The sequence below is a fragment of the Leptotrichia buccalis C-1013-b genome, from assembly GCF_000023905.1.
Lineage (GTDB): Bacteria > Fusobacteriota > Fusobacteriia > Fusobacteriales > Leptotrichiaceae > Leptotrichia > Leptotrichia buccalis.
In genome coordinates, this window is sequence record NC_013192.1 from 677284 (window position 1) to 691918 (window position 14635).

General features: G+C 28.1%; 17 protein-coding genes. All 17 read left to right on the top strand.

What is annotated here, in order from left to right; all coding sequences use genetic code 11:
- Positions 1 to 33 precede the first annotated feature (33 nt).
- The 17 genes from LEBU_RS03105 to LEBU_RS03185 all read left to right on the top strand — a co-directional run bounded on the left by LEBU_RS03105 (position 34) and on the right by LEBU_RS03185 (position 14598).
- Positions 34 to 1281: a cation diffusion facilitator family transporter gene (locus LEBU_RS03105; protein WP_015768869.1), complete on the top strand. Its 1248-nt coding sequence runs from the start codon at positions 34 to 36 to the stop codon at positions 1279 to 1281.
- 63 nt (positions 1282 to 1344) lie between these two features.
- Complete coding sequence (locus LEBU_RS03110) at positions 1345 to 2643, top strand: TIGR00341 family protein (protein WP_015768870.1); 1299 nt, start codon at positions 1345 to 1347, stop codon at positions 2641 to 2643.
- Between the two features lie 222 nt (positions 2644 to 2865).
- Positions 2866 to 3057 carry a 50S ribosomal protein L32 gene (gene rpmF, locus LEBU_RS03115; RefSeq protein ID WP_015768871.1) on the top strand — a complete coding sequence of 64 codons (192 nt, stop codon included), beginning with the start codon at positions 2866 to 2868 and terminating at the stop codon, positions 3055 to 3057.
- Positions 3058 to 3326: 269 nt separating this feature from the next.
- The gene (locus LEBU_RS03120) at positions 3327 to 3839 is read left to right on the top strand and encodes a PH domain-containing protein (RefSeq protein ID WP_015768872.1); all 513 of its coding nucleotides are present in this window, start codon (positions 3327 to 3329) and stop codon (positions 3837 to 3839) included.
- 145 nt (positions 3840 to 3984) lie between these two features.
- Positions 3985 to 4962, top strand: coding sequence for a beta-ketoacyl-ACP synthase III (locus tag LEBU_RS03125; protein ID WP_015768873.1), 978 nt, complete (start codon positions 3985 to 3987; stop codon positions 4960 to 4962).
- 78 nt (positions 4963 to 5040) lie between these two features.
- Positions 5041 to 5406: a hypothetical protein gene (locus tag LEBU_RS03130; RefSeq protein WP_015768874.1), complete on the top strand. Its 366-nt coding sequence runs from the start codon at positions 5041 to 5043 to the stop codon at positions 5404 to 5406.
- Positions 5407 to 5475: 69 nt separating this feature from the next.
- Positions 5476 to 6372, top strand: coding sequence for an ACP S-malonyltransferase (gene fabD, locus LEBU_RS03135; protein ID WP_015768875.1), 897 nt, complete (start codon positions 5476 to 5478; stop codon positions 6370 to 6372).
- A 323-nt stretch (positions 6373 to 6695) separates the two neighbouring features.
- Positions 6696 to 7145, top strand: coding sequence for a type II secretion system protein (locus LEBU_RS03140; RefSeq protein WP_041760510.1), 450 nt, complete (start codon positions 6696 to 6698; stop codon positions 7143 to 7145).
- Positions 7145 to 7600, top strand: coding sequence for a prepilin peptidase (locus LEBU_RS03145; RefSeq protein ID WP_015768877.1), 456 nt, complete (start codon positions 7145 to 7147; stop codon positions 7598 to 7600). Before LEBU_RS03140 ends, LEBU_RS03145 begins: the two co-directional genes overlap by 1 nt.
- A gap of 15 nt (positions 7601 to 7615) precedes the next feature.
- Entirely contained in the window at positions 7616 to 8059 is a 444-nt protein-coding gene (locus tag LEBU_RS03150) for a type IV pilus modification PilV family protein (RefSeq protein WP_015768878.1), read from the top strand.
- A 101-nt stretch (positions 8060 to 8160) separates the two neighbouring features.
- On the top strand, positions 8161 to 8634 hold the full coding sequence (locus LEBU_RS03155; protein ID WP_015768879.1) for a prepilin-type N-terminal cleavage/methylation domain-containing protein: 474 nt from the start codon (positions 8161 to 8163) through the stop codon (positions 8632 to 8634).
- A 35-nt stretch (positions 8635 to 8669) separates the two neighbouring features.
- Positions 8670 to 9230, top strand: coding sequence for a hypothetical protein (locus LEBU_RS03160; RefSeq protein ID WP_015768880.1), 561 nt, complete (start codon positions 8670 to 8672; stop codon positions 9228 to 9230).
- 22 nt (positions 9231 to 9252) lie between these two features.
- The gene (locus LEBU_RS03165) at positions 9253 to 10653 is read left to right on the top strand and encodes a hypothetical protein (protein ID WP_015768881.1); all 1401 of its coding nucleotides are present in this window, start codon (positions 9253 to 9255) and stop codon (positions 10651 to 10653) included.
- Positions 10654 to 10677: 24 nt separating this feature from the next.
- Positions 10678 to 11226 (top strand): hypothetical protein, encoded by a 549-nt coding sequence (locus LEBU_RS03170; RefSeq protein ID WP_015768882.1) that lies wholly within the window; start codon positions 10678 to 10680, stop codon positions 11224 to 11226.
- Between the two features lie 27 nt (positions 11227 to 11253).
- Positions 11254 to 12456 carry a type II secretion system protein GspD gene (locus LEBU_RS03175; protein ID WP_015768883.1) on the top strand — a complete coding sequence of 401 codons (1203 nt, stop codon included), beginning with the start codon at positions 11254 to 11256 and terminating at the stop codon, positions 12454 to 12456.
- A gap of 171 nt (positions 12457 to 12627) precedes the next feature.
- The gene (rfaE1, locus tag LEBU_RS03180; protein WP_015768884.1) at positions 12628 to 13629 is read left to right on the top strand and encodes a D-glycero-beta-D-manno-heptose-7-phosphate kinase; all 1002 of its coding nucleotides are present in this window, start codon (positions 12628 to 12630) and stop codon (positions 13627 to 13629) included.
- Between the two features lie 81 nt (positions 13630 to 13710).
- Entirely contained in the window at positions 13711 to 14598 is an 888-nt protein-coding gene (locus tag LEBU_RS03185) for an ROK family protein (RefSeq protein ID WP_015768885.1), read from the top strand.
- Positions 14599 to 14635 lie beyond the last annotated feature (37 nt).

The window sequence follows — 14635 nt, forward strand, 5'->3', positions numbered from 1 at the left end:
TTAATTTCTTTTGCTACAAATGGAGGCTTTATAATGAAAGTAGTCGAATGGGATAGAAAGGAGAATATTAGAAAATATATAATAGATGCATTGGAGATAGATCCGAAATTTTCTTTTGATAAAGAAAACGAAGATATATTTTTTTTATACAATGGAAAAAAACTATACGGATATGCAGTTTTTATTCTGAATGATACTGCAAAATTAAAAAAAATATTTATTAGTTCAAAATTGAGAAATAACGGATATGGAACATTTTTTTTAAAGTATATAATTAATCGAATTACAAAAAAGAATTTTGACTCACTAATCATAACACATCATAAAAAAATGGATAATTTTCTTGAAAAACAGCGATTTATCAAAACAGAAGACGGATATGTATTAAATAATTTGGCAGAAGTGAAAAAACAGGAAAAAAATATGATGTCTGTATCAAAATTTGCGATTTGTGTCAATATTGTTTTAGCTTTACTAAAAATTATGGCTGGAAGAATATTTAGTAGTATGTCGTTACTTTCTGACGGGTTAAATTCGCTTTCAGACTTGATTACAAATGTTCTGGTAATTGTGGGACTAAAGGTTGGTAGCAATCCTGAAGACAAGGAACATCCATTTGGGCATGGGAAAATAGAGTCGGTTTTTAGCGTGATAATTGGGACTTTTATAATGATAACAGCTTTTGAATTAATAAAAGATAACTTTTCAAAATTAATTTCCTTTAGCAGTGAAAATAATCTTAATATTTCATTCATTCCAATAATTATAACAGTTCTTGCAATTTTGATAAAAATCTTCCAGTTAGTTTTTATGAAAAAAAGAGCAAAAAAATATAATAATGCTTTGATAAATTCATTACTTGCCGACTACAATACGGATATTATAATTTCCACTTCCGTTCTGGTTGGACTTCTTTTATCAAAAATTCATCCAGCATTTGATACAGTTGTAGGATTTATTGTGTCAATTTATATCGTAAAAAGCGGTTATGAACTAATAAAGGAAAATGCATTGATATTGCTGGATTCACAAGATGATGAACTGATTGAAAGAATACGTTCAGAAATATTGCGATTTGAAGAAATTGAAAATGCCCACGATTTTCGCATGACTACTTCTGGAAAAGATATTTATATGTTTGTGGATGTGAGAATGGATAAAAATAAGACGATTGAAGAAGCACATGATATTACAAATAAAATTTCAAAAAAAATTAAACACAAATATAAAAATATAAAAAGACTTTTGATTCATATTGAACCTGTTTATGAAGATGATTAAATTTTTTGAAATAGAAATTAAATAAGTTACTAATTTATAAAAATATAAAGGAGATATAGTAAAATGATAGAAAAAATAAAACATGAGAAATACAAGATTTTAAAAAGAAATATTATTGAAGATTCTGATTTTACAAAGGAAACAATGTTTATTCTGATTTGTGCAATGATTATAGCTTCAATAGGATTAAATACAAATTCTGTTGCAGTAATTATTGGAGCAATGTTGATTTCGCCACTAATGTCGCCAATTCAGTCGCTAGGATTGGGATTATCAAATGGAAATTTAAAAAGAGTTTATGTGTCACTTTTTAGATTGGGAATTTTTATATTAATAAGTGTAGTAAGTTCCACTTTTTATTTTTTAGTAAGCCCTATAAATGATGCAACACCACAGATACTAGCAAGAACTTATCCTACTTTATGGGATGTTTTAATCGCAATTTTTGGTGGAACTGCAGGAGTAATTGGAAAAACTGAAGAAGATGGTGGAAATGTAGTTCCTGGAGTAGCTATTGCAACAGCATTAATGCCTCCTTTGTGTGTAGTAGGATTTGGGATTGCTCATGGGAATCTGAAAATTTTTCTTGGAGCAGGATATTTGTTTATAATAAATGTATTTTTTATAATGATAGCAACATTAGTTGGTTTGATGGTTTATTCTGGAAATATTTTTGAAGCAAGAAATAAAATTTCAATAAAAAAACAAATAATATTTTATATAGTAAGTTTAATCATAATTATTCCAAGTATATATACAGCAACAACTTTAGTTCAAGATACAGCGAGAGAAAATTCATTAAAAAAATTTATTTCAAGGGAATTAAAAAATCATTATGTTTTTGATAATTCTATTAATAAAAAAGATAAAACTGTTACTTTAAAAATTGTAGGAGATGCCTTTAAAAAACAGGATATTGAGAAATTAGAAAAAAAACTGGAAAAATATAAATTGAAAAACTATAAATTAAAAATACAGCAGTTATCCAATGAAAAGTATTTAACAGCACAGGACTTATCAAAATATCTGAACGAAGAAAAAATAAAAGAAAATGCTGAAGATGTTTCATTACCGCTAAAAAATGAAAATCAAACAATTTTGGAGAATGATTTAAAAACTGTTGAAAATATTTTATATAAAAATTTTTCAAATAATATTAGTACAGTTAAAATTGGAAAATTGATAGATGCAAATAATAATGAGAACTTTGTTGTTTTAGTTGTTGGGAATGAAACAATGACAGATGAAATTTCTGAAAAAATAAAAAATCTTGAGTTTAATACTGAGAAAAAATATGAAATTATTATTGAAAAAAATAAGCAAGAGAAAGTTAATGCAATATCTAAAGAAAATCAAAAATAAATTTTTGAAAAAAGTAAAATAATAGAAATTCAATAAAAGTTAGAAAAAATAATAAAAAATCTTGTGAATAAATGGAAAAAATAGATTAAAGTCTTGACAAATAGTTTTAGATTTATTATAATAGTTTGTATAATGTGAAAAAATTATGAGTTTTTATAATTCTTTTTACAATGTTAAATTGAAGTGTTAATAATATAAAAATTTGAAAGGAGTCGATAAATAATGGCAGTACCTAAGAAAAGAACTTCTAAAGCAAAAAGAAATATGAGAAGATCACACGATTCAATCAAAGCTCCAAACGTTATTGTAGAAGCTGATGGAACGATAAGAAGACCACACAGATTAAACTTAAAAACAGGAGTTTACAGAGGTAGACAAGTGTTACCAAATGATGAAGCAGTTAGTGCTGAATAGTTTATTGAAGCAGGATTTATGTCTTGCTTTTTTTTTGCAGAAATATTTTTTTGAAAGAAAAATTAAAAAATGAGAATTTTCTCTTTAAATAATTCACAAAACATAGTACAATTATGATAGGGAAAATAAAAATTATAAAGCATACTTAGATGCTTTCAGAATCAAAATAGTAAAACTAGATCAATTAAAGGTTTTAGTAAAATATTTATATCTTTAGGTCCAGTTATTATTATGAAAATGGAGCGGAGAAGAATAGTCAAGGAGGAAAAATGAGAACTTTAAAGCAAATAAAAGAAATGTTGGCAAAGGGGGGAGCAACCCATTTTTGGGGGACAAAGCGGGAAGTAAAGGAGCTTCCAAAAATTATTACGGATAATGAAGTTGTTACTTATGCGACATCAGGTTATTATGAAAGCCATACATGGTTAATTGTTTCAACAAGTAAAAGAATCATATTTTTAGACAAAGGAATGTTTTTTGGATTAAAACAAATTGAAATACCGCTTAATAAAATTAATTCAATAGTGTATAAAAAAGGATTTTTCTTAGGTGAAATAGAGATATGGGACGGAGCAACCATGATGAAGGTAACAAAGATATTAAACAAGACGCTTGTTCCGTTTGTAAATGCTGTAAACAAGGCTAAGGAAAAATTTGAAAGAGCTCAGCAGACTTCTGTTGCTGATGAACTGATAAAATTTAAAGGGTTGCTAGATCAAGGAGTTATAACTCGGAAAGAATTTGAGAGGAAGAAAAGGGAACTTTTGGATGAAGATCAATAGTCATAAAATAAGACGAGAAATAATATTTTACAGTTGTATTTTTATTGGAATTATGATAGACTTTAATAGAGTAATTTTAAGTTTGAATTAACATAAAATTATAATGATACGAAAAATAGAATAATAAAAAAATTTGAGGTGAAATATGAAAGTTGGAATACTGGGAACGGGATCTTATGTACCTGAAAAAATATTGACAAATGATGATTTATCAAAAATAGTTGATACAAATGATGAATGGATAACAGTGAGAACTGGTATTAAGGAAAGAAGAATCGTAGATGAAAATGAAGGAACATCTGATTTAGCCTTTAGAGCAGCGCAAAAAGCCATTGAAGATGCAAAAATAGATAAAAATGAAATAGATTTAGTTATAGTCGCAACTATGACTCCTGATTACGGAACACCTTCAACAGCGGCATTAGTTCAGGATAAATTAGGAATAAATGCGGCGGCATTTGATTTAGGTGCAGCTTGTACAGGGTTCGTTTATGCTTATACAGCGGGGCATAGCTTTATAAAAGCAGGAATTTATAAAAAAGTGCTAGTTATTGGTGCAGAAGCAATGTCAAGAGTAATTGACTGGACTGACAGGGGAACTTGCATATTATTTGGAGACGGTGCGGGAGCTGTTGTACTTGGCGAAGTAGAAAATGGAGGATACATGGCTAGCCACTTAGTAGCTGATGGATCTGGTGCAAGTGAACTATTAGTGCCTGCTGGAGGTACAAAAGAGCCTGTATCAAAAGAAAAAATTGACAATAAGGATATCTATTTAAAAATGAACGGAAGAGAAATCTTTAAATTTGCAGTAAGAGTGTTCCCTGAAACAGTGGAAGATGTACTGGGACAAGCCGGAATAACCGCTGACGATGTTGATTTGTTTATTCCACATCAGGCAAATATCAGAATAATTGAATCAATTGCAAAAAGATTTAAGCAACCATTGGATAAATTTTTTGTGAATTTGAATAAATATGGAAATACTTCGGCAGGTTCGATTCCAATAGCACTTGATGAAGCGATAAAAGAAGGAAAATTGAAAAAAGGCGATAAATTTGTTGCTACAGGATTTGGCGGAGGATTGACTTACGGATCAATTTTGGTTGAAATATCTAAATAATATAAGTTGTTTAGTATAATTTAAAATTTATAAAAATAAATTGAATAATAAAAAATATAAATGATAGGAGGAAATATTATGAACTCAAAAATATTTTGGGGATTAGTAATAGTTGTTTTAAGCTTGTTCAAATTTGTACCTGAGGAGATTATAAAGTACATTGTTAATTATCAGGTAATAATTGTTCTTGTAGGTGTTTATTTCTTGGTTAAAAAGAAAAAACAAGGGTGGATATTTGTATGTGTAGGTTCTTACTTATATGTTACTCAGTATCTATGGGAAAATGTGTCATTATTTGTAATTCCGTTAATTCTAGGACTAGTTGTTGTAGGACTTGGAGTAAAGGAAATTTTGGATAAAAAACAGCTAACTAAATTTAGTGGAAAACCAAAAAATTCTTCAAAAGATGAGGAAGTTATTGAAGCAGAAGAAATAAAAAAATAATAAAAGATGAGAAAAAATTAGAATTATTTAAATTTATTCAAAAATTTAAAAACAAGAGGAGATTAAAAAATGTCAAAAATTGCTTTTGTATTTCCAGGACAAGGGACACAGTATGCTGGAATGGGTAAAAAGTTATATGATGAAGTGGATGATGAAAATAAAAAAATAATTGACAAAATTTTTGAAAATAATGAAGATGTGAAAAAAGTTATTTTTGAAGGAACTGATGAAGAATTAAAAAATACAAAATATGCACAACCTGCAATTGCACTATTTTCTGTAATTTTAACTAAATTATTAAAAGAAAAAGGTATAAATGCTGATTTTGTGGCTGGGCACAGTTTAGGAGAATACAGTTCCTTATATGCTGCTGGAGTTTTAAATGAAATTGATACACTGAAATTGATTTCAAAAAGAGGGGAAATAATGAGCAGTGCCAATATTGATGGAGGAATGGCTGCGATATTAGGACTTAGTGCGGCAGATGTGGAAAGTATTTGTAATGAAATTGATGGAGTAGTGGAAGCTGTAAATTATAATGAGCCGAAACAGACTGTTATCGCTGGAGAAAAAGAAGTAATTGCAAATAATCTTGCATTATTCAAGGAAAAAGGTGCAAGAAGAGCATTACCATTAGCAGTTTCAGGACCTTTTCATTCATCATTAATGAAACCTGTTGCCAAAATTCTAAAAAAAGAATTTGAAAACTATACTTGGAATAATCCAGAAACTCCAATTATTGCCAACACTACAGCAAATATTCTAAATTCTGCTGATGAAGTTCAAAATGAATTGTACAATCAGACATTTGGACCAGTAAAATGGGTTGACACAATAAATAAACTGGCTGAAAATGGAGTTACAAAGATTTATGAAATTGGACCTGGAAAAGTATTGGCAGGACTTATTAAAAAAATTAATAAGGAAATAGAAGTTATTAATATTGAAAATGTAGAAAGTCTATAAATTTAAAAATTAAACAATTTAATTAAGTAATTTAAATACACTGAGACAGTTTGTAAAATCTGATTTTTCAGTGTATTTTTTTTGTATTTCAAAATATACTCGAACCCATTTAAAACCGAGTTATTGAAAATTATATAAATTTAGGGTTTGAGTAAAATAGTCATAGCTTTTGAGTTCGGCTTTAAAGCAGTTTTACTATAAAAGTTATAGTTTATAAAACAATTATTTTATTTAATTTAAAAAATTTTTAATTTTATATTGACATTTATTTAAAAATATAGTATAAATAATTAATATAAAATTAATAAAAGAGGTGGTTAATTATGGATAAGGTTGAAAAAAAAGAAAAAAGTAAAATTGAAAAAATGCAAAGAAGGGAGGAAAATAAGAAATTAAGGGAACGCGAAAAAGGGTTTACACTTGTGGAAGTTATTCTGGTGGTAGCGATTATTACAATAATATCAGCGATTGCTGTGCCGCAAGTTGGGAAATATTTGAATAAGGCTAATCGGAGTAAAGTTGTGGGAGCTGTTGCTGAACTTAATAATACGACAACATCCTGGAGCATTGACCATAGTGGAGATGCACCTAAGAATCTTCAGGAAATTTTGACGGAGCAGGGGAATTTGAGTAAGCTTGGAATTGGACTTGATAGTAGTGGAAAATTTAAAATTGGGAATATTCAGGGAAATGTGATTTATCAGGAAGGAGAAATTTTTGCAAAAGTTGATGCAAATAGTAAGGCATTTGCTGGGGAAGAGATTAGAAAATAATGAATATTATAATTGAAATAATAAAATGCTGTATTTTTGCGAGAATTGTATGGATTGATTTAAAAAGAAAAATTATTCCAGAGAAATGCGTAATAATTTTGCTGATTATCGGATTGATTTTAGCATTGCAAAATCACGATTTAGAAAGATATTATTTGGGAATTTGTGCTTATTCGATGCCGATGATTGTTCTTTATATTTTAGAAGATTATGTAAATAAAACTTTAATTGGTTTCGGGGATGTAAAGCTGATGATGGGGATTGGGGGACTTTTGAAATATACAGGGATGGAAAATGTTATGAATTTTTATATAATATTGTATTCTTTTTCTGGAATAGTCGCTTTTCTGTTTTTATTTTTAAAAAAATGGAAAAAATATGAATATATTCCATTTGCACCGTTTATTGTGATAAGCTATGTAATTTTTGAAATATTTTTTTATAAAGTTTTTTAAAAGTTTGGAGAAAAAATGAGAAAAAATAGTGGGGAAACGTTAGTTGAAAGCTTGATTTCAATGTTTTTTGTAACAGTTGCCATTGTACCAATTTCAAATTTATTTTTGAAGACATTTAGGACAGATGTGAGAGTGGATGATTTGAATGTGAGAAGTGTGAATATTGAAAATATGATTGAAATATTGAAGGCAAAAAAATATAATGAAATCTTGAATTTTATTGGGAAACATGAAATTTTAAAAGTTGAGGATTTTTATAATAAATTTTCAGTTGAAAAAAATTATCAGATTTTAAAAAAGTTGGAACAAAGACAGGACAAAAAGGGGAAACTAGAAAATGATAAGGTAAATATTGAAATAAAAAGGACGGAGGGATATTTTGTAAATGAATTGGGAGCGAAGGAATATATTTTTGAAATAAATGTTGATAAAATTAAGGATTATTATTTTCCAGATTAATAGTTTTCATTTGAATTTTATAAAATAAAGAAAAATGATTATTGATAAAAAATAAAATAAGATTTAAGTTGTATTGAAAAAATTTAATTTTTAGGAGAAAAATGTTTGAAAAGAAAAAAAATAAAAAATCTGGATATTTGCTTGTTGAAATATTAATAAGCCTATTTATTTTTTCCGTTCTTGTACTTGTAGTTTCAGTTTTTTTAAAGCGTGTAGTTTTAATTGAAAAAGCGAAGAAAAATAATCAGAAAATGTATGAAAATATGTATTTTTCAATGGATAAAATTATTATGGATATAAAAAACAGAGATATTCAAGACTTTTTATATGAAAATGAAAGTAATAATATTTTTATCAAGGAAAATAAAATTATTTTTAAATTGAACGATATTTTTTATAAAATTGAATCTGCTAATGGCAAACTTTATATTTCTGATGCTGAAAATATAGGAAAATTTGGAAGCAGAGTGGAAATAGGGAAATTTAGGGAAATAAAATTTGAAAAGATAGGCAGTTTGCTAGTAATTACGCTGAATGGGGAAAAAAGTGAAAGTATAAGAGTTGTGAGAATTTAATTTTTGAGGTTTTAGATAATGGGGAATAGATATTTATGAAAAGGGGAAATGTAAATAAGGAAAATAAAAATACGGGGGCGAGTTTGGTTTATGTAATGGTTATTTTATCAATAATTTCGGCATTTTCAATTAATTTTGTGTATTATGTTCATCAGAAAAAGGAAATGGTGTTTTTGAAAAACCAGAAAGAGAATAAATTTGAAAAAAAGTTTTTAATTCAGAAAGAAAATCAGAATGTGAAAAAAATTATGGATAATGGGATTTATTTTAATGAAAATCTGGTTACATTAGAGAAAAAGGAGCAGTATTTTGATAGCAGATTGGAAAATGATGGACAGGAAATTAAAATGGAAAAGTTGATTTTTTTGAAGAAAGATAGTGAAAGTATTGGAAATTATATGGTTAAGTCAATAAAAGATAGCAATGAAAATGAATATTTTTTACCGCTTGAAGAAAATAAGGTTTATGGGGAGTTAAAAGTTGTTTTTGCAAGGAAAATTTTAGATAAGGAAATTTTGTTTCAGGAAAAAATTGAGTTTAGGAGAATAAATCCAATGGAAGTTGAGATGAAAGTTTTGGAATCGCAATTTTTATAGATAAAATAATAAAGGGGGAGTGATGGAAGAGAAAATAAAAATATATGTGCGAAGTAAAAATAAGATTTATATTTTTTTTAAAGATGAAATATATTTTTTTGAAAATCAGGAGCTGGAATCAGTTCTGGAAAGTTTTGTTGAAGAAAATAATATTGAAAAAAATACAAAAATAGCGGTAATTTTACATTTTTCATATTTTTGGTTTAATGATTTTAAGGATTTTGATAAAACAGATGAAAATTTTGAAAAAGAATCTAAAAAAACAAAAAATATTTCAGAAATTTTAAAGAAAAAAATTAATTTTGTGAATAAAAAAATGATTATAAATCATTTGGAAAATAAATTTTTGGATATTGAAATGGATAAAAGAGAAATTTTAAAATTAAAAAAGTATGCAAAAAAATATTCGCTTTTACTTACTGAAATAAAGATAGATTTTGATGCGGTTTATAATTATTTTAAGGATGGAAATTTTGAAATTAGTCAAAATAAGGAAATTGAATTTGAAAATAAAAATGAACTTTTGGAAAATAAGAATGGGAATTTTCAAGAAGAAATAGAAATTGTCGAAGAAGTGCAGGAAATTGGAGCTGTAAAATATAATAATGTAAATCGTAATTTTGGGGAAATTGAAGAGATTGATATAAATGAAGAATTAGGAAATAGTGAGAATTTTGGAATAGAAAATGATATAAATATTCTTAGAAAAAGTAGGACTGAAATTTTACAGCTGGGAGAAGAAAGTAGTATCAGGATTTTGATTGAAGATGAGAAAATATCGGAAATTGAAAAAATTGATTTGAAAATTGAAGATGTAGATGATATTGAAAATTTTGATTTTGGAGAGATGATTGTAGTTGGAGACAGTGAAAATGATATAAAAACGGTATTTGCGGGTATGGAACTTTCAGATAATCCTAATTTTATAAAGCAGAATGCTGTTTTTGATAAGGAAAGCTTAAAAAACATAAAAATTTCTGATGTTGTTATTGCAGGTATTGTCGCAACTGGATATTTTCTTGGATATAACTCAATTCCAATGGAGAAGAAAACGTTGGAAAATGAAATAATTCAGAAGGAAATAAAAACATTGGAAAAAGATTATTTAAAGAAAAAGGGTGAAGAAATCCCAGATTATTCCAAAGAGCTTGCAGTACTTCGTGAAATTGATATGGCGATGAAAAGGCGTGAATATTACTCGTTTATAAAATTTTTAGTTGAAAATAGTAAAAATGGAATTGATTATACGAAAATTAATTACGAAAATGCAAAATGGGTTGTTCAAGGGGAAATGGAAAATTTTAATAATTTTGAAAAGTTTGAGAATAATATCTTGAGAAAATATTCTAATTCGGAACTGGGATATTTGAAGGATAATGATACGGCAACACTTTTTGAATATAATATTTTGGAGGGAAAATAGTTTAAGCAGTTAGGATAAGGAAAAATGATTAAATTAAATTTGAAGTTATTAATTTTTACAGTCGGAATTGTACTGGCGTTGGTAAATATTAATAAGAAATATGGAAAATACAAGGAAGTTTTAAATAATAGGAAAATTTTGATTGAAAATAAAAGAAATTTGGAAAGTAAAATTGTGAATGTAGTAGAACAAAAAAATTTAGAACGTAGAAGGATTATGAATGAATATAATCAGATAACGGCTCTTACGAAAAAATTATCATTTTTATCAATGAAAAGCGAATCCGAATTTAAAAAGATAATTTATGTTTTTTCACACGACAGCGGACTAAAAATGAAGGAAATCTCAAAATCGGAAAATATCTGGGAGAGAAACGGCTACAGACTTAAATATATTCATTTTACAATGTACGGAAGCCTGAATGATTTTGGAAAATTTATATATTTTGTGAATAAAAGTAAAAGATATATTGACACTTCTAAAATGTTTATGGAGCTGACGAGTGATGGGTTTAAAATTTCATTAGGATTTATAGAAAAAATTGAGGATAAAAAAATTAAGGTGGAAATTTAGCTAGTATAATAACTGAAGGGGGGATTTATGGAAAGGAAAAGAAAAAATTTTAAATTGTTTACGGTTTTATTTCTGATTTTTTATATTGTTGGAAATAATAGTTTTGGAGCTAAAACATCTGATTATGTGAATAAAATCGATGTGGAAAATGCAAAGAAAATATTTATTTATGAAGTTCCAAAAAAGGTTCAGACAGAAAAGAAGGAAAACAGTAATAAAAGTTCAAATAATAATCAGAATAATAAAAATTCAAATAAAAATAAAAATTCAGCAAATGTATCAAAAAATAATGAAAGTACAAGTAACAACAATAAAAATCAAGTACAGAATCAGGTTCAGCCTGTTAAGGAAAAGAAAAGAACTGGAGAAATTGATTTGGAATACAGAAATGTGAAAGATATTACAGAAAAATTGAATGGTTTTTTTGGATTTGAAGTGATTGGAATTGATAATAAAATTATTTTTAATGGAGATGAAAGTAAAATTGAGGAAATGAGAAGGATTATAAAGTCGCTGGATAAGGAAAAGGAACAAGTTATAATAAAGGGAACTATAATTGATACAAGCTCAAATCTGTTTGAGCGGCTTGGAATTGACTGGAGCATAAATAGTGATAATGCGAATGCGACTAAAGATAATCTAGTGGCAAAATTTTTGAATGGAGAAGTTTCAATTGCGTCTATTTTTTCAAAAGGAGGGAGATTTTTAGGAATAGATTTTAATTTATTGAAGGAAAATGGAGATATACGTATAGAAGCAATGCCGACACTTATGATTATGGAAAATGAAGAAGGTGAATTAAAAGTTACAGAAGAAGTTTTGGTTGGAGAAAAGAAGACTACGAAAAAAGATACTGAATATGTAGAGCCAATTTTTTCTGAAGCAGGAATAGTCTTTAAAATTAATCCTGAAATTAGAAAAATTAACGGTATAAAGAAAATTTTACTAAAAATAGATACAGAAATAAGCAATTTTAAGCTGACATCGAGCTACAATGCATCTTCTGGGGCAAAACAGAAAAATCAGACTAAAACGACAATAACGTTAAATAATGGCGGCTCGACGTTTATTGGAGGATTAAAGCAGGATGTGAGCAAGGAAACGATAAGAAGAGTGCCAGTATTATCAAAAATTCCAATAGTTGGTCCGCTTTTTAAATATAGAAGGACTAATAGAGAATTGCGGGATATTTATATTGAAATTGAAGCTGTTATTCAGGAGAAACTTTAATAAAAAAAATCACTTTGATTTTAGAAAAATTCAAGCATAATTCAAATGAAAAATTTTACAAATTATAGTGGAAATTTTAAAAATATGTAGTATAATATTAAATAAAGGCTAAATTAAAAAATATAATTTAAAATTGTAAATTAATGAATTTGGATTAAGGAAAGGAAAAAGATGATTTCGATTCAGAGGCTTGAAGAACTAATAAAAAAATTTAGTAATGTGAGAATTGCGGTTGTTGGTGATATGATGCTGGATGAGTATCTAATAGGAAAAGTTAATAGAATTTCTCCTGAAGCACCAGTTCCTATCGTAAATATTGAAAAGGAAAGATTTGTACTTGGAGGAGCTTCAAATGTGGCAAATAACTTAACATCACTTAAAGGAAAAGTTTTTGTTTACGGTGTCATTGGAGATGATGCGAATGGTGAAAAATTTATAAAGGAACTTGAAGAAAAAAATATTGATTCTAATGGAATTGTAAAGGATGAAACGCGTCCAACAATTATTAAAAGTAGAGTTTTGTCACAAGGTCAACAGCTACTTAGATTAGACTGGGAAAAAGATACTGATATTTCAGAAGATATTCAAAATCAACTTTTGGAAAATTTTGAGAAAAATATTGAAAATATTGATGCAGTATTGATTTCTGATTACAATAAAGGGTTACTTACAAAACATTTATCAGAAAGAATTATAGAAATAGCAAAAAAACATAATAAAAAAGTAATGGTTGATCCAAAACCGCAGAATTTTAAAAATTATGTGGGAGCAACTTCAATGACTCCAAATAGAAAAGAAATTTTGGATTATTTTGGAATGAAAAAATTTACTAGCGAGGAAGAAATTGCTGAAAAAATGGCTCAGTTAAAGGATGATTTAAAACTAGACAGCGTTGTGCTTACTCGAAGTGAAGAGGGAGTTTCGCTGTTTAGAACAAAACATAAGAGAATACCGACTGTGGCAAGGGAAGTTTATGATGTTACAGGAGCTGGAGATACCTTTATATCGACATTTTTACTTTCGATATGTGCTGGAGCGGATTTGTATGAGGCTGGGGTAATTGCGAATATGGCGTCTGGAATTGTGGTAGCAAAAATAGGAACGGCTACTGCAACACAAGATGAAATAATAGAATTTTACAAGGATAATGACAATATATTAAAAAATATATAAAAATGAAATGTCATTTGATTTAAAGATGTTATAAAATAAAAAAATACAAATAAAAATTTAAAAAGAAAAGGAAGTGAAATTATGGCAATTATTGCGGCAGTTGAAGCTGGGGGAACAAAATTTATATGTGGATTGGGAACTGAAGATGGGAAAATTATCGAAAGAGTAAGTATTCCAACTACAACTCCTGAAGAAACAATGGCACAAGTTATTGAATATTTTAAAGACAAGGAATTTGATGTAATGGGTGTTGGGAGCTTTGGACCGATTGATCCTGTAAAAGGCTCTAAAACTTACGGATATATTACAAAAACTCCAAAGCCTTACTGGAGCGATTATAATTTAATTGGAGAGTTGAAAAAACATTATGATGTTCCGATGGAATTTGATACTGATGTAAATGGAGCGGCGCTTGCGGAAAGCTGGTGGGGTGCTGGAGAAAATCTGAAAAATGTTATGTATATTACTGTTGGAACTGGAATTGGGGCTGGAGCAGTTGTTGATGGGAAAATGCTTCAAGGATTGACTCATCCTGAAATGGGACATATATTCTTGAAAAGACATAAAGATGATAAGTTTGAAGGAAGATGCCCTTTCCATAAGGACTGTATGGAAGGAATGGCAGCAGGGCCTGCAATAGAAGACAGATGGGGTAAAAAAGGATTTGAACTTGCCGATAGGAATGAAGTTTGGGACATGGAAGCATATTATTTGGCTCAGGCTGTAGTAAATTATACTTTGATTTTATCGCCACAAAGAATAATTATGGGTGGGGGAGTTATGAAACAAAAGCAGCTGTTTCCATTAATTAGAAAATATGTGTTGGAATTTTTAAATGGGTATGTTCAAAAAGAGGAAATTTTAGAAAAAATAGAAGACTATATTGTTTATCCAGGACTTGGAGATGAAGCAGGATTTGTCGGATCAATCGCATTGGGGAAAATTGCATTGGAAAATAACAGAAAATAATAATTGATTTATAATTAATCAAAGGGGAGGGTTAATT